Below are 24,793 nucleotides of genomic sequence, written 5' to 3'. Positions count from 1 at the left end.
TTTTATACAAACTAGAATTAGGCGATGTGAGTTATTTCTAGTTTTCGCTAGCTTTTATATTTAAGTGACCGTATGGAATGGTTTTTCAGACGGACGCAAGCCCCAACAGTAGCGACATTATCCGGTATTCAAACAGTGTTTTTGATGCTGGTGACATCATTCAGTAAGACGGCTTTCAAGGGGGCTTTACTAGAATGATCACGTTGCTGTCATTTGGGTATACATAAATAAGGACATAACTACTAATGTGGATTCCATCTAAGCTTACTCGACCAGGACGCCTGCACAATGCCATCGTGCGCCCACGAGTGTTGGACTTACTACAGCAAGCGCCTTACTACAAATTGGTTTTATTCCGATCCCCAGCAGGTTACGGAAAAACAACAATGGCAGCGCAGTGGCTATCCGATAAGCCAAACGTCGGTTGGTACAGCATTGATGACAGCGATAACGACGGCTTTCGCTTTGTAAACTATCTGCTTCAAGCATTAAACAAAGCCACCAACTTCAGTTGCGCTAACGCACAAAAACTGGCGGAAAAACGTCAGATCTCGTCTTTACGCTCCCTATTTAGCGAAGTATTCGCAGAAATGGCTGACTTTCATCAAGAGTGCTACGTGGTGCTTGATGACTACCATTTAATCACGAATGATGAAATCCATGAATCCATGCGTTTCTTTTTAAAGCACATGCCAGACAACCTCACCGTTGTGGTAACCAGTCGTGCAGCGCCGCCTCTAGGCACTGCAAACTTACGTGTTCGTGATTTAATGATCGAAATTGGCAACGAGATGTTGGCGTTTGATACCGAAGAAACCACTCGCTTCTTTAACCAGCGTATCGCCGATGGTATTGATGAAGACATGGCGAACAGCCTAAGAACCTATGTTGAAGGTTGGCCATCGGCGATGCAGTTGATCGCATTACAAGCCCAACATCAAAACCGCACATTGGCGCAAACTGTAGAGTCGGTATCGCAGTTCAATCACGCGCACTTGTGGGATTACTTGGTCGAAGAAGTGTTTGACTTACTCGATCACGAAACTCGTCACTTTTTAATGCAAGTATCCGTGCTTGACCACTTCAATGATGAGCTAGTGTTTGCCCTTACCCAACGCGAAGACGCACTGGGAATGATTGAATCGCTTAACCGTTACGGCTTATTCATTTACCCGCTCGAAGGGGAACAGAACTGGTTCCGGTTCCATAACTTATTTGGCGAGTTTTTATCTCATGAGCGCCAAGCTCGTATTCCTCAGCAAGAAAAAGATCTCCACCGCAATGCTGCTATCGCTTGGTTACAACAAAAAGCACCACACCAAGCGATTCATCATGCACAAAAATCGAATGATAAGGACTTAGTGGTAGAGATCCTAAACGAATTCGGCTGGAAGATGTTTAACCAAGGCGAACTCAGCACACTGGAAAGCTCAATTAACAAGTTGGACGATGATCTGTTGTTCAGCCACCCAAAACTTACGATGCTCCGAGCATGGTTGGCTCAAAGTCAGCATCGTTATAACCAAGTGGGCCACCTGCTTGAAGAAGCGGAAGAGGAACACAAAAAGCGTAACATTGCGTTAGATATTCATTATCAAGGTCAAGCAAACGCGTTGCTTGCTCAAGTGGCTATCAACAGTAACCAGCCAGAAAAAGCTCTCGAATTAGCGGAGTTAGCGCTTAGCCAACTTGATAACACAATTTACCGTAGCCGAATTGTGGCGACTTCGGTTGTTGGTGAAGTTAACCACGTGCTAGGTAAACTAGACCGTGCTTTGCCAATGATGCAACAAACTGAAAAGCTAGCTCGTCAGTACCAGGTATATCACCAAGCGTTATGGGCAATATTGCAGCAAAGCGAGATTTTAATTGCACAAGGTTACGTGCAAGCTGCCTTTGAACTACAAGATTCCGCATTCCGTCTGATTGAAGATCAGCAGCTTCAGCATGTTCCTCTTCATGAATTTTTGCTGCGTATTCGCGCGCAAGTACTTTGGTGCTGGAACCGACTTGATGAAGCGGAAGAATGCGCGTACAAAGGTCTGCAAATTCTCGAAAACCATTCACCAAGCAAGCACTTACATAGCTATTCGATGTTGGCGCGTATTGCGATTGGACGCGGTGAATTAGACAAAGCCGGTAAATTCATTGAGCACATCCAACACTTGATGAAACAGTCGACTTACCATGTAGATTGGACTGCAAACGCTTCACTATCGTTGATTCTATTTTGGCAAGCGCGCGGGAATACCGATGCAATGCAAGAATGGCTCAACACTGCGGTTCGTCCTGAATCGGCATGCAACCACTTTTCTCAATTGCAATGGCGTAACATTGCCCGCGCCCACATTAACTTAGGCCAATATACCGACGCTCGTGCTGCGTTAGATTTCCTCCAAGGTGAAGCTCGTCGCACTAACCTAATCACAGATACTAATCGCAACTTAGTGGTTGAAGCGGTCCTTTCTGCTCGCCAAAAAGATGAGGAGCAAGCCAAGGCTCTGTTAAAAGAAGCATTAGTAATGACGAACCAAACTGGCATGGTCGGAAACTTCCTGATTGATGGTGCAACCATTGGCGGTCTGCTGGAGAAGTTGAGCCTCCGCCATGAACTGGGCGATCTTGAGCGTCACCGTGCTCAACAGTTAATGAAGGACATTTCATCGAATCAACGTAGCCGGTCAATTCACTTTGATGAAGACTTTATTGAAAAGTTGGTGAATCACCCTAATGTGCCAGAGCTAGTACGTACCAGCCCATTAACACAACGCGAATGGCAGGTTCTGGGGCTGATTTATTCAGGCTTTAGTAACGAGCAAATCGCACAAGAGCTGGATGTGGCAGGTACGACAATTAAAACCCACATTCGCAACCTGTACCAAAAGCTTAATATTGCTAATCGTAAAGAAGCCATTGTGACAGCTGAAAATTTGCTACAGTTAATGGGATACTGAACTGCTAGATAAACGGGTTAAAACGTAAAGTAAAACACAAGGGTTGGCGTAACACGTCAGCCCTTTTTTATGACTGACAGGAAGAGAAGTGCAATTTGCAAAGCACGTAAGTAACGTTGTTCATATAAAAAAATAGCCAACCGCAATAATCGCGATTGGCTTATATTTAGTGTGAACAAATTGTATTCACTAACAACGTCAGTTGGCTAGGTGACCCTCGGCTTAAGAAGGGTCGAGCAGTATTATGCATTAATCATGCCAAAATGCAAAGACTTATTTTTGGGCACAAGATCTCATATAAGCTGGATTTGTTCACGCGCAAATTATCAAAATGCAATTTGATAATGCAAATTGCAATTGCATAATGCAACCAAGATTAATAATTGATAGTAGAGTTAATCATCTCAAAAATGTAAACCAAGCATTAAAAGCTCGTTACGGCGGCATTGTCTCTTGGCGGGTAATAAAGATAGGCAATAGATTGGATATAAAACCAAGTAGTTACAGCACTATTTCATACTTTTTTCATCGCAATGTTTGTATACTCTCTGCCATCGAAACGACTTAGCATTAGAGCAATGAACTACTTAATTACTTTCTTCAAGGGAATCGCCATGGGTGCAGCAGATGTTGTACCTGGTGTATCTGGCGGCACCATCGCGTTTATCACTGGTATTTACGATACGCTGCTTGAAAGCATTCGACGCATTAACCCCTCACTTTTCTCTATCTGGCGAAAAGAAGGGGTTAAAGCCGCGTTTAATCACATCAACGGATTCTTCCTTATCGCTCTGTTTGCCGGCATTTTCACCAGTATTGCAACGCTAGCAAAGTTGATTACTTGGCTTCTTGACACACACCCGATCCCACTCTGGTCATTTTTCTTTGGCCTGATTTTGGTCTCTGTGTATCACATTATTCGTCAGGTTGAGCAACGCGATCTTGTCCGCTTTGTCATTCTGCTCGTTGGTGTCGGGTTTGCTTATAGTATTACTGTGCTCAAACCTTTACACATGGAACCAACGGCCATTAACACCTTATTCGCTGGAGCTATCGCGATTTGTGCGATGATCTTGCCGGGTATCTCTGGCAGTTTTATTTTGCTGCTGATTGGCATGTATGCTCCTGTATTAGCCGCAGTGAAAGGTTTTCAAGTCGATACATTAGCGCTATTTTTGTCTGGCTGCGTGATCGGTTTACTGTCCTTCTCTCACTTATTGTCGTGGTTACTACGCAAGTTCCGTGATTTCACCCTGATGTTTTTGACTGGATTAATGATTGGTACGTTGCCAAAGATTTGGCCATGGAAAGAAACCATCACTTGGCGCACCAATTCGAAGGGCGAACAAGTGCCATTGCTACAGCACAACCTATCACCATTTGAATTTGAACACGTGACATCACAACCTTCTCAGTTAGTACTTGCTGTCGTAATGATGCTTGCAGCCATTGCTCTGGTTTTGGGTCTAGAGAAATTCGCAGATTCAGATAAATAACCTTGGTATCAAACACATACTGAACCAAATAAAAACGGAGCCAATTGGCTCCGTTTTTATCTATTGGCTAAGGGCAAAACATCTCAATTGAAAACTCTGCTGTATTTGATGCAATAAAGTCCGTCGCGTTACTAGGAAGCTGGTCACCGAGGTATAACGCACAATTTACCGAGGTCACGAGTTGGCGAGCGGCGCATCTGTGCTACGATGCTCGTAATGTTAAGTGATAAATGCTGAACCTTAATGAAAGTGTTACAAATCGCCGCTGTTTCAGCCGCATTAGTTGCGGGATTTTATGCCCCGACTCTAATAAAAAGCTTTTCTTCTTCCACTCAAAGCAAGTCAATAGATGAATACTGCTTTCTCTCTACAACCTCTTGCGTCCAAGAAAATGTTACGATGACGCTAAACTCAGAAACTGCTCAACCCTTGGTTCCTACCACTCTAAATGTTGAGTGGCATACAAGCGATGCTAAGCAACTCATCCTAAGTCTTTCAGGAAGAGAAATGGAGATGGGTGAGCCCAAGTTTTTGCTTAAGCAAATCGCTCCTGGCCAATATCAAGGTGACATCATTCTCCCGGTTTGCACGGAGGATGCAATGACTTGGGTTGGTGAACTCAGTGATGGAGAGAATACCGTTTACCCTGCTATAAAAATGCAAAGATAAGGAATCGTTATGAGCCGCAATTGGTCCCTATTTCTCGTAGCTGCTTTCGCACTCGGGTTTGGCGTAAAGAGCTATTTAGATAATCAGAAAACGAAGCCAGAGCAAGTGGACAGTTCCACCTCTCAACAAACGGTATTGTTTGGGGAAAATAACCAAGCCGTCAATATCTTCGATGTGAATGACCCTCGCATCCGAGTCGTCTATTTTGGCTTTACTCGCTGCCCAGACGTTTGCCCAACTTCTCTTGCAATGCTGGCAGGAGCACTGAATCAAATTGACGACGCGCAAAAAGCACAACTACGTCCGATGTTCATTTCTTTAGACCCAGAGCGTGATGAGGCCGATGCATCAGCAAAATATGCCCATTACTTCCATCCAATGATTGAAGGCCTATCGGCACCACTTGATGTAACGACACCTTTGGCACACAACTATGGTGTCATTTTCCGCAAGACAGAATTGGAAGGCTCGGAACTAAAGTACACGCTGGATCATAGCTCTTACTTTTACTTCTTGAAGCCGGATGGCACGTTAATCACTAAAGTACCGCATACGCTCTCGCCGGCACCGATTGTTGAAGCCATTTCAAAACTAACGACCGAAGGCTCTTCAAATGACGGTTAAGTCAGTGCTGAAGCAATTTTTCAATTTCCTAACTCATACCAACCCCAATGTCGAACAAGACGTCGATACCATCATTGACGCCATTGGGGGCATAGAGAACCTGCTAGAAACTGGTGCATGTGCGACTCGGCTGCGTCTTACCCTCAGAGCGACGTCCGTCATCGATAAGAACGCACTCAAAAATCATGGCGCGCATGGAGTTGTGATATTGGATGATCGTCATGTCCAAATCATATACGGCTTAAAAGCCAACACGTATTCGCAGATTATGGAAGAGCGCATCACAAAACAAAGTTAATATTTTTGCAGTATAGCTACCCTCTTTAAAAAAGGGCAGCTATACTCTTTTGGCTTAATTAACTCACTTATTTATTAACCAACGAAGAGGACACAAGATGATTGTATTGAATAACACTAACTGGGCATCGCAAGGGTAACCCTAACAGCACCAACTCTGTGGCATAACCACAACTCCCCTTCTCTGCCCGGTCTTCACCGGGGTCAACTCTATCCGAATTAGACCCTAATGCGATTTGTATTAAGGCGCTTTGTTGCGTCTGGGATAATTCAATAATGAATCAAACACATACTTTTTGTGACACATTAGTTTCAACTTCAAACCCTCTAAAACAATTGGGTTGGAAACCATTTTTTCAGCAACAACTGACATTAGACGATTACGACAACACTATCTTTGCTCGTGTAATTGCGCATCACCGAAGTGGTTATTTATTGGCAACAGAAACTGGGCAAGTTCATCTTAATGCCCACCATTCTTTACCCAATATGACCGTCGGAGACTGGGTAATCTTAAATGAAGATCAGCAATTTGTTCGCTTACTGGATCGCTTGAGCCTCTTTAGCCGCAAAGCCGCTGGCAGCAAAGTGGCAGAGCAACTCATCGCAGCCAATGTGGATACAGTGTTTATCGTCTGTTCCCTTAACGACGACTTCAATTTAAGTCGTATTGAACGTTATCTTGCCTTGGCTCATGAAGCCGAAGTCGAACCCGTCATCGTGCTTTCCAAAGCCGATTTGTGTGACAATACTGATGAACTAAAAAGCCAAGTACAGAAGCTCGACCCTCTATTAGCTATAGAGACAGTCAACGGCTTAGAAATAGAGAGTGCTTCTAAACTCATGACCTGGTGCAAAGAAGGACAAACCCTCGCTTTTATCGGTTCTTCAGGCGTTGGCAAATCAACTCTTGTTAATGCATTACTCGGGCAACAAGAACAGACAACTGGGCATATTCGTGAAGACGATAGCAAAGGTCGACATACAACTACATCGCGCTCTATCCATCTATTACCTGATGGCGGCATCTTGATTGATACTCCGGGAATGCGCGAGCTTCAACTAGCAGATTGTGAATCGGGGGTCAGTGAGGCATTTTCTGACATTGAGGCGCTCGCTCAGCGTTGTCGCTTTGGTGATTGCCAGCATCAAACTGAGCCGGGTTGCGCAATTCAAACTGCGATTGAAAATGGCAAACTGGAAGTTCGTCGTTTCAATAACTATCAAAAACTATTGCGAGAACAAGCCTTTAACGGTGCGACTTTGGCAGAGCAACGAGCTCAAAGTCGACAGTTCGGGAAACTCACTCGAAATGCCATGAGTGATAAGCGCAGGCGCCAACAAAGTTATTAATTTGTTGCGTTTGAGTTGTCAATAAAATCAAAGGAGACGAAAGTCTCCTTTTTAACAACTTTATTAAAAACCATTACTCATAACTAATGATAATTTTCAACATGAAAATCTTATTTAAATAACATTGAGCAAACATTTAATCCAAAAACAAACTAAAACTAGACACAAAATATTACCAAGCTAAGATATGTGATATTCAGCAAGAAAATGGCTGAATTTATAAAAACAGGATAATTGATAATCATGTGTCTTAGTGACCAGAAGCAATGCTCACCCCTTGTAATATAAGGGCATTATCGCCGTGTAATGATGGACTATTGCCCTGCCACTCTGGCATAAAATTGCAGGAATGATGTATGCAACACAACAGCCTCGTTGCCCGATATGCTCGTGGTAACCTCGTCGTCCAGATCCTTGTCGGTATCGTCTTTGGTATTTTGCTCGCGACAATTTCTCCAAGCCATGCCGAAAGCGCGGGATTAATTGGTAGCCTTTTTGTCGGTGCGCTTAAAGCGATCGCCCCAATCCTTGTGTTTATTTTGGTTGCCGCTTCAATTGCAAACCAAAAGAAAAACCAACACACTTACATGCGCCCAATCGTTGTACTGTACCTGATGGGTACATTCTTCGCGGCGCTATCAGCAGTGGTTCTAAGCTTCCTTTTCCCGACCAATTTAACGCTTGTCACCGGCGCTGAAGGTGCAACGCCTCCTCAAGGTATTGCTGAAATTCTACGCACACTGTTATTTAAACTGGTCGACAACCCAGTAAATGCACTAGTAGAAGCAAACTACATCGGCATTCTTGCTTGGGGTGTGGGTCTGGGTCTTGCACTACACCACGCATCGGCGACAACGAAGGCCGTATTTGAAGATCTAAGCCACAGCGTGTCTCACATTGTGCGCTTTATCATTCGTCTTGCACCATTTGGTATCTTTGGCTTGGTTGCTTCAACGTTTGCGACAACGGGCTTTAGCGCGCTAGCAAGCTACGCACACCTTCTGGCGGTTCTTCTTGGCGCAATGATGATCATCGCACTCGTTGTAAACCCGGCGATCGTGTTCGTTAAAACCAAACAAAACCCTTACCCACTTGTATTCCGTTGTCTGCGTGAAAGTGGTGTAACAGCGTTCTTCACTCGTTCAAGTGCGGCGAATATTCCAGTAAACATGGCACTATGTGAGAAGCTAAAACTGGACGAGGATACATACTCAGTATCTATTCCTCTAGGTGCGACCATCAACATGGCTGGTGCTGCAATCACTATCACAACGCTAACGCTTGCAGCTGTGCACACTATGGGTATCGAAGTTGATCTACTGACTGCGCTACTTCTAAGTATTGTAGCTGCGGTTTCTGCATGCGGCGCATCAGGTGTTGCAGGTGGCTCTCTACTACTTATCCCACTTGCGTGTGGCCTGTTTGGTATCTCAAACGACGTAGCAATGCAGGTTGTAGCGGTTGGCTTCATTATCGGTGTGATTCAAGACTCTGCTGAAACTGCGCTAAACAGCTCAACAGACGTTGTCTTTACGGCAGCAGTTTGTAAATCAGAGCAGCAAAAAGCTCAGTAAGACTGACAGAACAAAGAGAAAGGGGAGCCGATGATGGCTCCCCTTTTTTGTTTAATTGCGCTCAATTACGCGGTGACCAAAGCCACCTCTTCAATTGAGAAATGCTTACTTGGCTCAACAAACTCTTGCTGCGCAGCAATAGTTTGCAGCTCCCACTCACCCGCATGGTACGTTGCACTCAACACCCCGTAACACGCGTCGTGACAATGTTGGAAAGCTTGTTTAGGAGACCAGCCTTTTAAGAGTCCCGCGGTAAAGATAGCTGAAATAAGATCGCCCACGCCGACAGGTTGTTTAGCAAACTCAAATTGAGGACGCTTCGCAAGGTAAATGCCTTCTTGCGTAGCCAATAGCATGTTAAAGCTGCCATTTTCTAGGCAGTAAAGGTGCTTAACTAGCACCACTTTTGGACCTTTCTCTAGCGCACGTTGGCATGCGGTGATCGCATCGTCTAGTGAGTGGATTTCCATCTCAGCAAATTGACTTAGCTCGAATTGGTTCGGAACGATCACGTCCGCCATTGGCATCAAACGCGTTAGAAGATTTTCAGCAATGCCCGGAGCCACAATGCAGCCTTTGTCTGGCGCGCCCATCACAGGGTCGCAAACATAAAGTGCGTTCGGGTTCGCTTGCTTCACTTTCGTCACGGTATCTTCAACAGCAAGGCACTGCTCTGCGCTACCTTGGTAGCCCGTCAATACCGCTTGGCACTTTTCCAGTGCGCCGATGTTACCAAGGCCACGAACTAACTCGCTGATGTCTTCAGCCGCAAACGCTCGCCCAGTCCAGCCTTCTTGATACTGCGTGTGGTTAGAAAATTGAACGGTATGAATCGGCCATACTTCGAAACCCATGCGTTGCATTGGGAAAACGGCACTGCTGTTACCAGCATGACCAAAAGAAACATGAGATTGTATAGAGAGGATACCTTGCATAGTACCTTACCTCTTATTGTAGTTATCGATAGTTCAAAGACAGCGGCAAGCGCCAGTTTTGCGAAACCAGTAGTGTATCCGACAAACCAAGATTCTCTAACTCAATTCTCCTCAATATCTTCAGAGTAAGTTGGAGCGTTGGTTTTCAACACCATCTTCTTAATTTCCATTTTGTCTTTATTCAGTGCGATTTCTAGGGTATCTCCTTCCCTTATCCCGAGCTGAGCCAGGATTACGCTTGGAATGACTACGGCGGTGTCGTCACCGATTTTAACAGGTTGACTTATCATCTTTCGTCCTCCAAATGTCGAAAATGAGTTTTCACGTCATTGGATGTCTAGCCTCAAATACATCGAGCTGACTTGGATTTGGCGTAAATGCCTAAAAACAAAGAGCCTTCCACACCGCGTTTGGGAAGGCTCTTTCTGTATTATTTTTTAATTTGCTAAAGGCTCATGCTTCGCAGCAATCAGACCGTAAGCACTCCAGCCTAGGAAGGTTACGATAGAGCCCCACATCATCGCTTCGTAGCCGGAGCCGTAAAGCGCATAGAAGCTGTACAGAGAGCCAATCAGAGCGATAACGTTGGTGGTTTTCATCTCGCGCTCTGGCACGTGCGCCACTTGCTGCATAATAAAGATTGCGCCCATACATAAGATGTAAGGAATAACGTTTGTTACTACCGCTAGGTTAACCAGTGCTTCGAACTGCTCGTTCAGCGTTGGAGAAATCGTCATTAGAGACAATACTGATTGGATGATAGTAATCGCGATCATACCTTTGATCGGTGTGCCGCGTTTGTCCACTTGAGAGAACAATTTAGGGAAGAAGCCCGCATCAGAAGACGATTTGAACACTGACGCGATAGTGAATTGCCAACCCAATAGAGAGCCCGCACAAGCCAATACCGCCATACCCGCAACCACTTTACCAGCGGCAGAACCTAGCATCACTGTCCATACGGTTGAGAATGGCGCTGTAGAAGCGGCAAGCTCAGAGTTTGCGACGATACCAGAACAGATGTTTGTCGATACAATGTAAACCACAGCCGCGATTAGCGTACCACCTAGCACTGCGATTGGTACGTTCTTCTCTGGGTTTTCTACCGCTTCAGAGTTCGCACAAGCTGATTCAAGACCAAGGAATGCCCATAATGTCATCGCAATAGAAGCACTCACTGCCTCACCAAATGGCAAGCTGTGTGGGTTCCAAGCCTCAATGTACATGGTTGGGTTAAACCAGAACCAACCCACAATACCCAATGAACATACTGGAAGGATTACGCCCCACACGGTGAATGTACCAATTTGACCTGTGATTTTCGCACCACCGAAGTTAGCGAAAGTACAAATCCAAAGAATGGCGATGGTGTACAAACAGGTTTCGACCGGAGATAGGGTCACTTCAAAGAATGCGGAGCCGTAACCCACACAAGTAATCGCGATCGCAATGTTCGCAATAAGGAGCGACAAACCGTAAGTCCAGCCCGCCATAAATGCACCCGATTTACCAAATGCATAAGACGCGTAACCGTTCATACCGCCGTCACGTTTACTAAAGCGACCACATTTTGCGAACACGTAAGCCAACGCTAAAGAGCCCGCTGCCGTGATCAGCCAAGACAACACAGAAATGGTGCCCACTTGCGCCAGTTTACTTGGCAGCATGATGATGCCGGAGCCGGCCATGTTGATGAATGTCAGAATGGTTAACTGCACCACCGACATTTTTTTAGTTTCAGTACTCATAAATTATTCTCCACGAATAAGCGGTTCGCACCGACGCCGGAGCGTGGTGCGAACGGGTAGATTAATCTTTTAGGACATAACAATGTGCGGTAGTGCGACCGTTAACATCTTCAAGGTACACACCTTGAATTTCTGGCGCGAAGCCTGGGAAGCGGTTGATGCCTTCTTCTAGAGATAGGAAGTAATCCACCACCTGTTGAGTCCAGATTTCACCAGTGATCACACAGATGATGCCTGGAGGGTAAGGAAGTGCACCTTCAGCGGCTACGCGACCAACGGCCTCTTTAAGTGGTAGGTAATTGCATTCACCACGGAAGTATTTGCGTGTTGCTACGTCAGGTTTGTGAACCATTTGTGGGAAGTACTCGCTGCGGAACATCGCTTTTTGTAGCTGTTTCACGTTCAGCTCTTTGTACATGTCATGCATTTCCTGACATAGCTGACGGATGGTGTAGCCACGGTAGCGTTCTTTATTCGCTTCGTAGACGCTTGGAAGTACGATACTTAGAGGCGCATCATCACGGATGAATTTTTCGAATCGGTTAATTTGAGCTACAAGGTGACGGATCTTACCCATATCTTCCGCAGGAGTGAGTAGGAACAAGATAGAGTTCAAGTCACACTTCTCAGGGATGATGCCGTTTTCACGAAGGAAGTTCGCCAATAGCGTTGCAGGAATACCGAAATCTGCATAGCTGCCGTCTTCTGCAATACCCGCAGTAGTTAGCAACAATTTACATGGATCAACGAAGTATTGACCTTCACCGTAACCTTCAAATTTGTGCCAGCTTGCGTTTGGCTCAAACATGAAGAATTTCTTGTTCGTTGCTATCACGTCAGTGTCGTAGCTGCCCCAAGGTTGGCCTTCGACTTCATCTGGAATGAACGGACGAATCAATTCACAACTCTTAAGGATTTCTTTACGCGCTTCGATACCTGTCTTAACCGCATCGCGCCATAAACGCAGACCTGCTTCGCCGTCGTGGATCTTCGCGTTCACATCAAGCGCAGAGAACAGTGCGTAGAATGGTGAAGTCGATGCGTGCATCATAAACGCGTTGTTAAAGCGTTTGTGGTTACAGTAACGAGCTTGACCTTTGATATGGCGGTCTTTTTTGTGGATTTGCGATGTTTGAGAGAAGCCAGCTTGTTGTTTGTGAACAGACTGAGTCACGATCACACCTGCGTCTTCTGGTTTCAAATCCAGCAGCAGTGGTGAACAGTCTTTCATCATAGGGATGAACTGCTCATAACCAACCCACGCAGAGTCAAACAGGATGTAGTCACAAAGATGACCTATCTTATCCATTACGTAGCGAGCGTTGTAGATAGTACCGTCGTAAGTACCAAGCTGGATAATAGCAAGACGGAAAGGACGTTCATCGCGTGCACGTTCTGGGTCCACTTTCGCGATTTGAGCACGAATGTATTCTTCATCGAAACAGTGTTCATCCATACCACCGATAAAGCCCCAAGGGTTACGCGCCGTTTCTAAGTAAACTGGCATACCACCCGCTTGGATTAACGCACCGTGGTGGTTCGATTTGTGGTTGTTACGGTCGAACAGTACCAAATCACCTTCAGTTACCAGCGCGTTACACACCACTTTGTTTGAAGCAGAAGTACCGTTGAGTACGAAGTAAGTTTTGTCCGCGTTAAATACTTTTGCAGCGTGCGCTTGCGCTTGGTGTGCAGAACCTTCGTGGATCAGCAAGTCACCTAAATCCACGTCCGCGTTACACAAGTCACTACGGAACAGGTTTTCGCCAAAGAAATCGTAGAACTGTTTACCAGCTGGGTGTTTTTTGAAGAACTGACCACCTTGGTGTCCCGGACAGTCAAACGCTGAGTTACCCATCTCAACATAGTGCGTTAATTGCTTGAAGAAAGGAGGAAGAAGACGACATTCGTACTTGGTTACTGCTTCATTGATTTGACGACAGTAGTACTCAATAGATTGTCTTTCTAAATCGATAACGCCAGTTAGCCAAACGTAATCTTCTGCCGAAACTGGGTTTTCATCCGTTACTAAGAAAACTGGAATACCGTAACCCGTTTCAGAAATCATTTTATGCAGACCTGCTTTAATGTCTGCTGAAGTAATAATAGCCGCACCAACGTCGGTTAATTCAACTTGCTCTAAAGGTTGTAAATGACGATTAAATTGTTCATCTAAAGACTCAGCTAATAAACTGAAGTCTTCTGGCATGTAATTACTAACACCTATAATTAAACTTTTCATTTGGAATATCTCTTTTTTGTTCTTTAAAATTGACAAGTACAGATATTACAAACGAAAACGATATTTAAAATTCAAAAAACAAATTTCGTGATTAAATTTTCACATTTAAAAGACTTATTTCCTCGAATTAAAATTTCGCGACCTTCATCACTTTCCAATTGATAGTCCAATGATATTGAAACCAGAATTAAAAGGAAAAACAATTAAAAATTGTGTGACCACAACCATTATTGTTAGAAATAAAATATCAAGAAAATAATTTTTTGAGATTTCCATCACTATATAATTATTAGGAGTATATTATTAGGAATGATAAATATTTTAATTTTAACTAAATTTAAACACATAATAAAAAAGCCATCAACACATGTATTGATGGCTTTTTACTTTAGGTGCAAAGGAAACACAATTCAATTAAATAAATGACTATCTAGTTTGACTCCATCATTCGACCATTGCTGATAACGTTTTACAGACATGCCTGACGAGTACATAGTGTGTTTACAATCCATGCACTCGACAAAATACAAGCCACTCATGCCAGCCATAACGTGCAGTCTACGGCTATCACAACGCTTACAGGACAAGCGTTTTACTTTGGTATTGACGTCAATACGACGAGCAAAGTTTAACGTTTCGTGAGAACATAAAGCCTCAACAGCACTATCTTTAAATGGATGTTCACTCAACAAGTAATTAATGGCGTAATCATACACCGGGGGGATTGAAGATTTTCCACTTTCAATATTACTTATTTTAGCGACGGAAACACCTAATAAAGAAGCGAACTCAGCCTTACTGTACTCTAAGATAAACCTTGAAGAGATAAATTTATCTGCACTAATGATTCTCAACATACACAAATCTCTAATATAAATAAAAACAGAGATAAAAAATTATCTCTATTTATTATGAAACATGTAATGAAAAAGTTACTTCCTAGTGTAATTCTGCATATTAACTATGCTATTTTATTTTTACGTTATCTTGCGCCTAATTAATCATAAAATCAATAATCGACACCTAAATATAAAAGAACAATTTAAGATTTATAATACATTTTTTAATTTACATTATTAGATAAAGTAATGAGTACTATTCACCTATAAATCAGGGCATCAAGTATTGCTCTTCAATCATTATTACTATCAATTGAAAAGTCTTGATCTAAGCCCAATAGCGGAAGTAAATAAAGAGGGAAAAACCTCTTTTTTAAGGTAAACAGATCCCATCTTAGTTAAGTACTAAAAATATGTTGAAAAATCGCATAAATAGTATGCACATCAGTAAAATGACTGCTTAAGTAAGTTTACATTCTGTTGTCGTGACTGATAGAGATACTGGCAAAAGAGCAAAAGAAAAGCCTCAATCTTGAGGCTTTTGGATAAGATAGGTTATGGCTGAAGGAAGTTTTGAGTGAAATCGAGCGCCTCTTTAGAGAGCTTTTTTTCGTTGGGCGATGTGCTTGCCTGGCCTTCTGCTGTTACCGTTGTCATGTTAGGCTGAAAATCTAGTGTTGATGTATCCTCCCAAGCTTCGGAGGCGTCTTTATTCTCATCATTCAACACCGCATTGAGCTCCTCTTCCGCAGGAAAATACGCTTCGCGTTTGTACACTTTGTTAAGGGCTCGAATAATAGAGTGCTTTCTCACCATTCCTGAGGCCAGCTTTCTTTGCAACGGCTTCGCTATGGACTGCAATCCAACGACAACATCAACACCAATATTGGTCGCCACTTCATCACGCAACGTACGCGCAGGTTGGTAGCCCATATTGGCAGAAAGAAACAGCCAAACGTAAGCAATTGCATTACCCGTTTTACCTTTATCCTTCCACGCTTCGCCAGCATGATACATCGCTTTAGCACTGCCACCTTCCGCGGCCCGTTCTAGCCAGTAGCAACCTTTAACCATGCTTTTTTCTGTACCAATGCCATTTAGGTAACATAAGCCGACTTGGATTTTGCCATCCGCACTGTCTTTTTCCGCCGCTTTCATAAACCAGTAAAGCGCATCTGCACTGCGTCCTGCACTATTGTCTGGTGAAAGCTGCCATTCCCCCATATAAATCATGGCATCAATGCAACCTTCTTCGGCGGCCGTTTCAATCAGTTGGCTACCTTTTGGGATATTTTTTTCAGTTCCTCGACCAAAGACCAAGGCCTTGCCCGTCGAAAATTTCGCTTCGGTATCCCCTTCCATTCCCGCAATTGCGGTACGCCAGAAGTTTGCCTGCTCTTTTAAAATCACATCTTCGCGCATGCGTTCACTTAAGCGAACAATGCCGTACATCCCCGTCACATTGTCCAGTTTAGCGGCTTTATCATACCAATACAGCGCTTGACGAATGTTGTCCTTTTCGGCTTCTTTCGCTAGAAATAAAATGGTGGGGATATGCCCGGTTTCTGCTTTGAACTCTCGCTCTTTACGCTCTTGCTCTCGCGCTTTATGCATCGCCTTTCGATAAGCGGCTTCGCGAGCTTTCCTCTCTGCCTCGAGTCTCTGTTTCCGCATCGACAACGAGATCATCCACACAAATATCAGGACGAGTGAAAGGCCAGTTGCCGCAATGGCAATGCCCATACTACTCATAAATAGCCTCTTTTGGTTTCAGGGCCCAATTCAACTCCCTTTCAGGGAAATCTTATGATTACGCGCCGACATCACGCCGACTACCTTCATTATATAACGACCACTTAGCGAAAATCTGAAGCTTGCGAAGACTTAATGGCGGTATTTTATTCAACATCACTGCAACTTATTTTTAAAAGAAAAATATAGCCCTCATTTTTATAGAACTTAATCACGGTTTTGGGGCTGAGACATTCTCATCCCCTATCATCCCCCCTTACTCATCCCATAAAAATTTACATTTTAATGATGTGCAGAATCTCTCACTATGCGCCTATTTTATTATTTAATTTGTGAACAAAATCGACTGTGACAGAAAATTTGCATCTGTAAAAAACTTAACAGCCTGCTCTCACATTTTGCTGATGATTCAGTGTATTAGCATCTAATTGAACATTTCCTTTTTTGGCATCTGCCTTTCTAGCGTGTGCAAAACCTTCTTGATGATTGAGTCAGCGAAGGCAGCGCGCAGCTCAATATCAATTCAATAACAATGGATTTGTAAACGTGGACAATAAGACATTTAAATTATCAACAATTGCCAAAACCGTACTGCCTTTGATTTCCGTCGCGGTAATCAGCGGTTGTGGTAGTGATAGCACGAACGAAGATACGACGAACCCTGGCTCAGGCTTATACCCTGCGGGAGAGAACGAAGTCGTCATTTATTACAAACGTGATGTAGCATCAGCTTCAACAGCAAGCGACTACGAAGGTTGGGGCTTGCACCTATGGAACGGTGAGGGCTGTACCAGCACAGATTTAGACGCAATGGGCATTCCGGGAACAGGAACGGATTGGTCTGCGCCACACCCATTCGATGGCATCAACGACACCTACGGTGCTTACTACGTACTGAAAATAAACCCAGACGCCTCTGACCCACACGAATGCATGAACTTCATTCTGCACAAAGGTGATGAGAAAGCGTTCGGCAGCGCAAACTCAAAAGTAGAGTTGACGAAAATCGGCGAATCGAAAGGTTTGTTTGGCTTCCACGGCAGCAGTGAACTTTACTACGAGCCAATAGAAGAGCGCCCTGTTGATATTGATGGTCAAAAAGCCCATTGGTTAGACGCCAACACCATTGCATGGGAAGCGGCGACCAGTGCGGATTCCATGAAGCTGTTCTACAGCCTTAGCAATGACATCAAAATGGATGAAGACAAGCAAATCTCTGGCGGTACTGCGGTTGAGCTGACAAAAGCTGGTGAGTTATCTGATGGACTAAAATCACGCTTCCGTCACCTTGCTAGCCTTCAAGCTGCGGGTATCGATGTCGATGACGCGACCTTGCGTACGATCCTGAAGTCACAAATCGTTATGGTGGCTTACAACGCAAATGGTGACGTCATTTCTGCAACTGAAGTGCAAAAGCCGGGCGTTTTGGATGCGGTGTTTGCCGATTCCAAGGCAGGTAACGCGATTGGTCAAGAACTCGGTGCGATTGTGGAAGGCGGTGCTGCAACCTTCAAGCTATGGGCGCCAACTGCCCAAGATGTTGATCTGATTATCTACGATGAAAACTTAGCAGAAGAAGCGACCGTTGCAATGACAGAAGACCCGGCAACAGGTATCTGGGCTTCTGAGGCACAAAGTAATGTTGTTAACAAATACTATCGCTACCAAGTTAAGGTATACCACCCAACAACTGGCGTCGTTGAAACGCGTTTGGTAACAGACCCATATTCAATGAGCTTGTCTAAGAACTCACGATACTCGCAAGTGGTTGATTTAGATGATCCAAGCTTAATGCCTCAAGATTGGAAAAACTACGCACGCCCAACGGTTAAAAAAGACGAAGACCACGTCCTTTACGAGTCACACATTCGTGATTTCAGCTTTAACGACAGCAAAGGCACACCAAGTCTTGATGGCAAATATCTGGCGCTTACAGAACCTGAGCGTGAGTCTGTATCTCACTTACAAGCCCTGAAAGATGCTGGCCTAACAACGCTACATATCCTGCCTGCGTTTGATATTGCAACCGTGGATGAAGACGCTGACCAGCGAGTCGATATCACCGACACCGTGGGTAAACTTTGTGGCATCAAGCCAGAAGCCTCCATTTGTGAGACCGAAGATGACGGCAAAGTAATTGAAGAGGTATTAAATAGCTACGACCCAACAACGGGCAAAGCACAAGCGTTGATGAACGATCTTCGCATGCTAGACAGCTTCAACTGGGGTTACGACCCTTACCACTACACCGTGCCAGAAGGCAGTTATGCGACCGATCCTAACGGGTCTAAGCGTATTCTAGAGTTCCGCGAAATGGTTCAAGCGACGCATAAAATGGATCTGAAACTGGTCATGGACGTCGTGTACAACCACACAAATGCATCTGGTGTGAACGAAAAATCAGTACTGGATAAGATTGTCCCTGGGTACTACCACCGCCTAAACGTCAACACTGGCGGCGTCGAAAACTCAACCTGTTGTGATAACACCGCAACCGAGAACTTGATGATGGGTAAACTAATGGTTGACTCATTGATGGTATGGGCGGATGACTATAAAGTCGATGGTTTCCGTTTTGACCTTATGGGCCACCAGCCGAAAGATGTGATGGTTTACGCACTTGAAAAAGTCCGTGAAATTGACCCGAATACCTTGTTCTACGGCGAAGGTTGGGACTTTGGTGAAGTCGCGCAAAACGCTCGCTTCGATCAGGCGACACAAGTCAACATGGCGGGGACAGAAATCGGTACTTTCTCTGATCGTCTGCGTGACGCAGTTCGTGGCGGAAGCCCGTTTGATGGCGGTTTAGATTCTGAAGGTAAGCACCCACTTCGCTTTAACCAAGGCTTTGGTAACGCCGCTTACCCTAACGAAGAAACCAAAACTGACGCAGAGTCGGTGAATGGTCGTTTACACAACCAAGATCTGGTTCGTCTAGGTATGGCTGGTAACTTGGCTGACTACATCCTTCTTGATTACAAAGGCGAAACCAAGCTGGGTAAGAACGTTGATTACAATGGTGCGCCTGCAGGCTACACAAAAGTGCCATCAGAGAACATCTCTTACGTGTCTAAGCACGACAACCAAACATTGTGGGATAACAACGCCTACAAGATTGCGACAGGCACTTCATCTGCCGAGCGTGCACGTATGCAGTCTGTGTCCCTATCAACGGTGATGCTTGGTCAAGGCATTCCATTTATCCACATGGGTTCTGAGCTATTGCGCTCTAAATCTATGCAGCGCGACTCGTACGATTCTGGTGACTGGTTCAACCGTGTATTCTTCGACGGAAGCGACAATAACTGGAACGTTGGTCTACCACGTGAAGACAAAGACGGTGCAAACTGGGAGCTGATCAAAACCATCGTTGGTGACAGCACGGCGAAACCAGATTCAACCGACATCGAGCTGACTAAGCAACAATTCCTAGAGCTACTAAAAATCCGTAGCACAAGCGAACTGTTCCGCCTAGATACCGCGCAAGAAGTGATGAACCGTGTGGACTTCCGCAACGTAGGGAAAGACCAAGTGGAAGGCTTGATTGTGATGTCTATCGACGATGGTACATCAGCAGGTGCCGATTTAGATTCGAACTACGATGCTGTTGTGGCCGTTGTGAACTCAACATCAACTGAGAAATCTTTCAAAGTTGCTGGCGCAACTGGGTTCGAGTTACATGAAGTTCAACAAAACTCTGCGGATGACATCGTGAAAGGTGCAAGCTTCACCAATGAAACCTTCACAGTACCAGCACTGACAACAGCGGTATTCGTGCAGCCACAAAACGGCGCGCAAGGTGCTGGCCTACCAGTAAACACGGATAACAAAGACGTATCGAGTATTCCTCCTTACGGCGAAACCGTGGTTTACGTCAAAGGCACCATGAACGAGTGGTCAGATAGCAGTGACTGGGCGATGACCTTTATTGGCAACGGCATGTACTCTGTAACTGGCGTTCTTGAAGCAGGTGAACACGAGTTCAAATTCGCGGACTCTGGTTGGGCAAATCCAAACATCGGTTGTGAAGCTGCGAATATAGCTTCTGGTTCACTAGAATTAGGTTCAGAAGGTAACTGTAAGCTGTCTGTTGCTGAAACAGGTAAGTACAACTTCACTCTGAACGCGCTACATGTTCAAGATGAAAGCGTAGAAAAACCGGTCGTGTCAGTGACCAAGTCAGCAGATGCACCAACATTCGGTGAAACTGCACTGTACCTACGTGGCACCATCACAAGTTGGGACACTCCAGCGCAAGATTCAGCAGCGAAGTTCAGCTACGTCGCTAATGATGTTTACTCGCTAGACATTGACCTAGCGGCGGGCAACTACGAGATGAAAGTTGCGAGCGCAGACTGGGCAGCAGACACCAACTTCGGTGGTGAAGGCAGTGTTGAACTTGGTAAAGGGCTGACGATGGAAGCCGGTGGCGGTAGCGCAAACCTAAAAATTGCGATTGCAGAAGCAGGAAATTACAACTTCCACTTCAATGCAGCTGACAAGTCAGCGCCAATCGTAACCGTTACGAAAAACTAGTTTCATTTGAAAACATCCATAATGAAAAAGGGGAAGCATCACGCTTCCCCTTTGTTTTATTGGCGTCACTAAATGGCGGATACCAAAATCAAGAAGGTGTTAGTTTCCCCAAATCTGTTCAACAAACTCAGGGTGATCAATGAATGGATTACGATTGCCCTGAAAATCAAACACTTGTTGATTGCGGTTTCGTTCTTTTTCACTAACGGGATCATTTTTGTGCCAACGTTTCAGCATGTTTAACATCCAAGGTTCAAAAACCGTTGAACTTGAACCATCAAGGACAGCATCCGCATTGCTTGAATTGCCTTCCCAGTTACCTACAACATTTTCATAGCGGGTTGCCATGTAGAAATAAGCACGGGCGAAGTCGCCCTTAAACTCATCAATCGGCTCAAACACCGTACCGGAGTAGCCCAGACTAGTGCTTGCTTGTCCAAGTTTAGAGCCATTACTAGACACGTAGGTCGCGGTGCCCACTTCACCAAATGGCCAATTACTGCGCTTCGCGTTTACATAACCATCGGTTGCAAACAAGTGATGACCGTCTGAGTTCATCGGCTCAACCTTACCGCCAAACCAGCTTTTCGGGAAAGAGTGCTCACGGTTGTAGCAATCCCCTTCCGTTTTGTATTGGCCACATTGGTCTGTGACTTTGGTAAAGCTTACTGTATCGCTACCAGATGGCTTTTCAGAATACATATCGAGAATAGAGCCATCATTTTCGTAATAACGATCAATATCGGCATCTTTTACCAAGGTCCAGACCGCAGAATAGCCTCGGCTGGAGTGATTATTGATAATGTTAAACAACGCTGTTTTTAGAGCGTATCCCGTCTTACCAGATGCCGCTTGATAGTAACCATCAACCACTGGTGGGGTCGTCGTTGTGTCACCTAAGTTAAAATCGGTGGTTTCACTTTTCGAGAATTCAGCGCCAGAAGCAAGAGTCTTATCTCCCTCAGTCAGCGTGTACGACCCCGCGCCACTGCCACAACAAATGCCATCACCATACTCGTCTTGAATCGTGAATTGGTAGTTACCATCGGCCAAACACATGGTCTTTTCAACAGAGGTTGACGATTCATACCCCTGACCAGAGAAAAGCACTTGCGCTTGGCTATTTTTCAACTCCCAGCTAGTTTCTGAGCCATAGTTGTCCGTCGTGAGTGTAAGAACCACCTCATGATCACTACAATTTTCTACAGGAGGTTGTGTACTTGTCTCGGTCGGTTGAAAATTATCGACGTAGACAACTTCTGAGCCATCAAAACTGGCTTCATCGTAAAAACGCAAACCGACGTTGATGGTCTTGTTCGAGCTCGCTGTGTAATTGTGCGCGAGCTCTTGCCACTGGTTTATCTGTTGTGGGTTCGAGTAATTGTGATAACCATCAACCACCAGACGTGCTTTTACATTTCCTTCGGTATGATAAACCGAAACAGAAAACGGATAGGTTTTCCCTTGCTCCACATTAATGGTTTGCAAAAAGTCGGTGTTGCTTTGGGTACCTGTATTCACGACGACCTGGGCAGCCAGACCACCCGATTTGATTTGCTCGCTGCTTGGCGACACTGTAATGCCCGCGTCAATCTCTGACCACTGCGTAGGTACATTGCCATTCCACTGTTCAAAGTCACCGTTGATAATTTGGCTATATGCAAACGGAGAGCTAACAGCAGCAAGGAGACAGAGGGAGTTCGTTATGGATTTCATTATACTTTTCCATTAGTTATATAAATCCCAGACACGATAAACATATTAGTGGGGCATAAATAATCCTTCAGTCACATTTTTACGTTGCACAAGTGTTAATTTACTTTTTAATGTGCAGCTTATCTCACAAATATCCATCTGCTGAAAACAAACGCCAATACAAAAAGCGAAGCAACTTGTTGGCTACATCGTCGTAAAACCATTAAGGGAAAAGTAAAACAGACAGAAAAAAGCCAAGTGTGCGCCTATGGGGGTCAGCAACAACACTTGGCTTGTTTATAAGAAAGCTTGTGGTCAGCTCAACTGGTGAGCATCAATTCAGGATAATTCCTTAAGGTTTTACCGCAAAGAATCGTCCTTGTAGTGGCGACATCAGAATCTGATATCGACCATTACTCGGAGTAATTTTTTCATTCGTGAGCAAATCCACCAACTCACCAGTACCAACACTCTCCTGAGTAAGAGTGACGCTTCTAGCGCTCTCTAAGGTATTTAGCGCAAACAAGACTTTGTCCGAACCAGATTGTTTCAAGTCCACATAACTGCCGTTACTCGCAACTAAATTCGTGCGTGACCCTTGATAAAGTGCAGGATGCGCATCGCGCATTGTCATCAGCGATGTCACATAAGATTTGAGATCGGCTTGGTTTGCATCAAGCGTCGCCGTCACGCCTTCAATTTTCGCACTGCTGCGCGCAACGTGATCATCGCACAAACCTTGAATGGCACAGGTGCTGTTGTCTTCTTTTGCGGCAAAACCATCCACTTGATCCCCGATTTCATCACCGTAGTACAACGTGATTGGCCCGGTGTACGCCGCTTGGAAAGCCAATGCGGCTTTATGGCGTAACCAATATTCTACATCATTCACATCCGCTAAATTTCCGCGCTGTAACAAGTCACCAAAGCGCACTAAATCATGGTTGCCGATCATCAAATTCGGCTGCGCATGTGTTGGATATTGGTTGTGTGTGCTGTAGCCGTTGTCTAACCAATCCGCACCGCGACCACCCACGCCACTCTCATTCACGGCCAAAGTTTCAACGATGCGATAGCGCATAGGAAAATCAAATGCAGAGCACAATGCTGGATCGCTGTTCGATCCATACGCCTCATTCGCGATTTCAGACTCCCCTTTCCAAATCTCTGCCACCATGTAACCCAACGGATTCACTTGTTCGCCTTTGCTATTGGTGTACGTCACACTTTGTGAGGCTTCATCGACGGCTTTACGAAGTTGTGTCCAAGCGTCTGTCGGAACTTGATAGGCTTGATCTAAACGCCAGCCGTCAATCTTCAGTTCTTTGATCCAATACGTTGCCACTTCTTTGTAGAAATCGAGACTGGCTGGGTAATCAACGGGGTTGCTCGATCCCGATGGCAACAAACCGGAGGGAGATGGTTTGATCAAACCATTCTTATGGTGGCCAAATACGCCATCAAAAAACACGTACAAACCGCGTTTGTGTGCTTCATCGACCAAGGTTCTCGCCGTTTCTAAATCACCAAAACGTGGATCAATGGTGAAGTAATCCGTAGCAAAGTAGCCCGTGGCATCCAGACGATCGGCCCAGTGTTCTTGGCCCGCTATCGCTTCCGATTCAAAAACTGGCGTCAACCAAATCGCGTTCATCCCTAAATCTTGGATGTAATCGAGTGAATCAATCACTCCTTGCAAATCGCCGTTATGATGGCTGGTGCCATAACCTGTACCGTGACCAATGCTCGCATCACCATCCACAAAACTCTCTACCATGATTTGATAAGTACGAAGTTGGTTACTTTGCGCCATGACATTGGCTTGGCAAGCATAACTGGTATCCGGTAGCGGAGTGCTGCTATTAGTGTCGCCACCACCAGAAGAATTACACGCAGATAAAGCACCAATCACACTTAACGCAAGCAACGAGCGAGACAGGTGATGGTTACGTAGGATATTACGCATTTTACTCTCCCTAACTTACTCAAATAAACTACGGAAATTTGAGTAATAAAATTAACCCCGACATGTGTTTCATGCAGGGGTTAATAAATAAAAATAGATTTTAAATAATTGAA

16 protein-coding genes are annotated in these 24,793 nt (G+C 44.9%); 8 read left to right on the top strand and 8 right to left on the bottom strand.

Annotated features, from left to right (window positions below; genetic code table 11):
- Positions 1-245: 245 nt before the first annotated feature.
- From malT to sstT, 7 genes are all read left to right on the top strand, one after another.
- Positions 246-2,954, top strand: coding sequence for an HTH-type transcriptional regulator MalT (gene malT / locus L3V37_RS01135; RefSeq protein ID WP_005374834.1), 2,709 nt, complete (start codon positions 246-248; stop codon positions 2,952-2,954).
- A 578-nt stretch (positions 2,955-3,532) separates the two neighbouring features.
- Positions 3,533-4,450 carry a DUF368 domain-containing protein gene (locus tag L3V37_RS01130; protein ID WP_031778872.1) on the top strand — a complete coding sequence of 306 codons (918 nt, stop codon included), beginning with the start codon at positions 3,533-3,535 and terminating at the stop codon, positions 4,448-4,450.
- Positions 4,451-4,693: 243 nt separating this feature from the next.
- A complete protein-coding gene (locus tag L3V37_RS01125) occupies positions 4,694-5,119 on the top strand; it encodes a hypothetical protein (protein WP_017820123.1) in 426 nt (141 codons plus the stop codon).
- Positions 5,120-5,128: 9 nt separating this feature from the next.
- Positions 5,129-5,743 (top strand): SCO family protein, encoded by a 615-nt coding sequence (locus tag L3V37_RS01120; RefSeq protein ID WP_042522188.1) that lies wholly within the window; start codon positions 5,129-5,131, stop codon positions 5,741-5,743.
- A complete protein-coding gene (locus L3V37_RS01115) occupies positions 5,733-6,041 on the top strand; it encodes a PTS transporter subunit EIIB (RefSeq protein ID WP_005384641.1) in 309 nt (102 codons plus the stop codon). Before L3V37_RS01120 ends, L3V37_RS01115 begins: the two co-directional genes overlap by 11 nt.
- Positions 6,042-6,316: 275 nt before the next feature.
- Positions 6,317-7,393, top strand: coding sequence for a ribosome small subunit-dependent GTPase A (rsgA, locus tag L3V37_RS01110; RefSeq protein WP_237305673.1), 1,077 nt, complete (start codon positions 6,317-6,319; stop codon positions 7,391-7,393).
- Positions 7,394-7,749: 356 nt separating this feature from the next.
- Positions 7,750-8,967, top strand: a complete 1,218-nt coding sequence (gene sstT, locus L3V37_RS01105; RefSeq protein ID WP_005374821.1) for a serine/threonine transporter SstT — start codon at positions 7,750-7,752, stop codon at positions 8,965-8,967.
- Between the two features lie 65 nt (positions 8,968-9,032).
- Here sstT and pdxY read toward each other — a convergent pair whose 3' ends face one another.
- The 6 genes from pdxY to L3V37_RS01075 form a co-directional block, all read right to left on the bottom strand.
- Positions 9,033-9,902, bottom strand: coding sequence for a pyridoxal kinase PdxY (pdxY, locus tag L3V37_RS01100; protein WP_213886428.1), 870 nt, complete (start codon positions 9,900-9,902; stop codon positions 9,033-9,035).
- A 101-nt stretch (positions 9,903-10,003) separates the two neighbouring features.
- Positions 10,004-10,192 (bottom strand): AbrB/MazE/SpoVT family DNA-binding domain-containing protein, encoded by a 189-nt coding sequence (locus tag L3V37_RS01095; protein WP_005374817.1) that lies wholly within the window; start codon positions 10,190-10,192, stop codon positions 10,004-10,006.
- 147 nt (positions 10,193-10,339) lie between these two features.
- Positions 10,340-11,650 carry a putrescine-ornithine antiporter gene (gene potE, locus L3V37_RS01090; protein ID WP_005374814.1) on the bottom strand — a complete coding sequence of 437 codons (1,311 nt, stop codon included), beginning with the start codon at positions 11,648-11,650 and terminating at the stop codon, positions 10,340-10,342.
- A 61-nt stretch (positions 11,651-11,711) separates the two neighbouring features.
- Positions 11,712-13,892, bottom strand: coding sequence for an ornithine decarboxylase SpeF (gene speF / locus L3V37_RS01085; protein ID WP_237305672.1), 2,181 nt, complete (start codon positions 13,890-13,892; stop codon positions 11,712-11,714).
- A 410-nt stretch (positions 13,893-14,302) separates the two neighbouring features.
- The gene (locus tag L3V37_RS01080; protein WP_025768646.1) at positions 14,303-14,749 is read right to left on the bottom strand and encodes a helix-turn-helix transcriptional regulator; all 447 of its coding nucleotides are present in this window, start codon (positions 14,747-14,749) and stop codon (positions 14,303-14,305) included.
- 537 nt (positions 14,750-15,286) lie between these two features.
- Positions 15,287-16,483, bottom strand: coding sequence for a tetratricopeptide repeat protein (locus tag L3V37_RS01075; RefSeq protein ID WP_237305671.1), 1,197 nt, complete (start codon positions 16,481-16,483; stop codon positions 15,287-15,289).
- 546 nt (positions 16,484-17,029) lie between these two features.
- Between L3V37_RS01075 and pulA the strand changes: the two genes are divergently transcribed.
- Positions 17,030-21,019 carry a pullulanase-type alpha-1,6-glucosidase gene (gene pulA, locus L3V37_RS01070; RefSeq protein ID WP_237305670.1) on the top strand — a complete coding sequence of 1,330 codons (3,990 nt, stop codon included), beginning with the start codon at positions 17,030-17,032 and terminating at the stop codon, positions 21,017-21,019.
- Positions 21,020-21,118: 99 nt separating this feature from the next.
- Here the strand turns inward: pulA and L3V37_RS01065 are convergent, their stop codons facing one another.
- Entirely contained in the window at positions 21,119-22,735 is a 1,617-nt protein-coding gene (locus L3V37_RS01065) for an endonuclease (RefSeq protein WP_237305669.1), read from the bottom strand.
- A 331-nt stretch (positions 22,736-23,066) separates the two neighbouring features.
- On the bottom strand, positions 23,067-24,680 hold the full coding sequence (locus L3V37_RS01060) for an alpha-amylase family glycosyl hydrolase (protein WP_237305668.1): 1,614 nt from the start codon (positions 24,678-24,680) through the stop codon (positions 23,067-23,069).
- Positions 24,681-24,793: the final 113 nt, after the last annotated feature.

It is taken from the genome of Vibrio sp. D54, from assembly GCF_021728075.1.
GTDB lineage: Bacteria > Pseudomonadota > Gammaproteobacteria > Enterobacterales > Vibrionaceae > Vibrio > Vibrio alginolyticus.
This window is presented reverse-complemented; position numbering and strand designations above follow the sequence as displayed.

What these genes read in the sequence shown, in the direction of transcription:
- malT (WP_005374834.1), top strand. Translation starts at nt 246, where the DNA reads ATGTGGATTCCATCTAAGCTTACTCGACCAGGACGCCTGCACAATGCC.
- L3V37_RS01130 (WP_031778872.1), top strand. Translation starts at nt 3,533, where the DNA reads ATGAACTACTTAATTACTTTCTTCAAGGGAATCGCCATGGGTGCAGCA.
- L3V37_RS01125 (WP_017820123.1), top strand. Translation starts at nt 4,694, where the DNA reads ATGAAAGTGTTACAAATCGCCGCTGTTTCAGCCGCATTAGTTGCGGGA.
- L3V37_RS01120 (WP_042522188.1), top strand. Translation starts at nt 5,129, where the DNA reads ATGAGCCGCAATTGGTCCCTATTTCTCGTAGCTGCTTTCGCACTCGGG.
- L3V37_RS01115 (WP_005384641.1), top strand. Translation starts at nt 5,733, where the DNA reads ATGACGGTTAAGTCAGTGCTGAAGCAATTTTTCAATTTCCTAACTCAT.
- rsgA (WP_237305673.1), top strand. Translation starts at nt 6,317, where the DNA reads ATGAATCAAACACATACTTTTTGTGACACATTAGTTTCAACTTCAAAC.
- sstT (WP_005374821.1), top strand. Translation starts at nt 7,750, where the DNA reads ATGCAACACAACAGCCTCGTTGCCCGATATGCTCGTGGTAACCTCGTC.
- pdxY (WP_213886428.1), bottom strand. Translation starts at nt 9,902, where the DNA reads ATGCAAGGTATCCTCTCTATACAATCTCATGTTTCTTTTGGTCATGCT.
- L3V37_RS01095 (WP_005374817.1), bottom strand. Translation starts at nt 10,192, where the DNA reads ATGATAAGTCAACCTGTTAAAATCGGTGACGACACCGCCGTAGTCATT.
- potE (WP_005374814.1), bottom strand. Translation starts at nt 11,650, where the DNA reads ATGAGTACTGAAACTAAAAAAATGTCGGTGGTGCAGTTAACCATTCTG.
- speF (WP_237305672.1), bottom strand. Translation starts at nt 13,892, where the DNA reads ATGAAAAGTTTAATTATAGGTGTTAGTAATTACATGCCAGAAGACTTC.
- L3V37_RS01080 (WP_025768646.1), bottom strand. Translation starts at nt 14,749, where the DNA reads ATGTTGAGAATCATTAGTGCAGATAAATTTATCTCTTCAAGGTTTATC.
- L3V37_RS01075 (WP_237305671.1), bottom strand. Translation starts at nt 16,483, where the DNA reads ATGAGTAGTATGGGCATTGCCATTGCGGCAACTGGCCTTTCACTCGTC.
- L3V37_RS01065 (WP_237305669.1), bottom strand. Translation starts at nt 22,735, where the DNA reads ATGAAATCCATAACGAACTCCCTCTGTCTCCTTGCTGCTGTTAGCTCT.
- L3V37_RS01060 (WP_237305668.1), bottom strand. Translation starts at nt 24,680, where the DNA reads ATGCGTAATATCCTACGTAACCATCACCTGTCTCGCTCGTTGCTTGCG.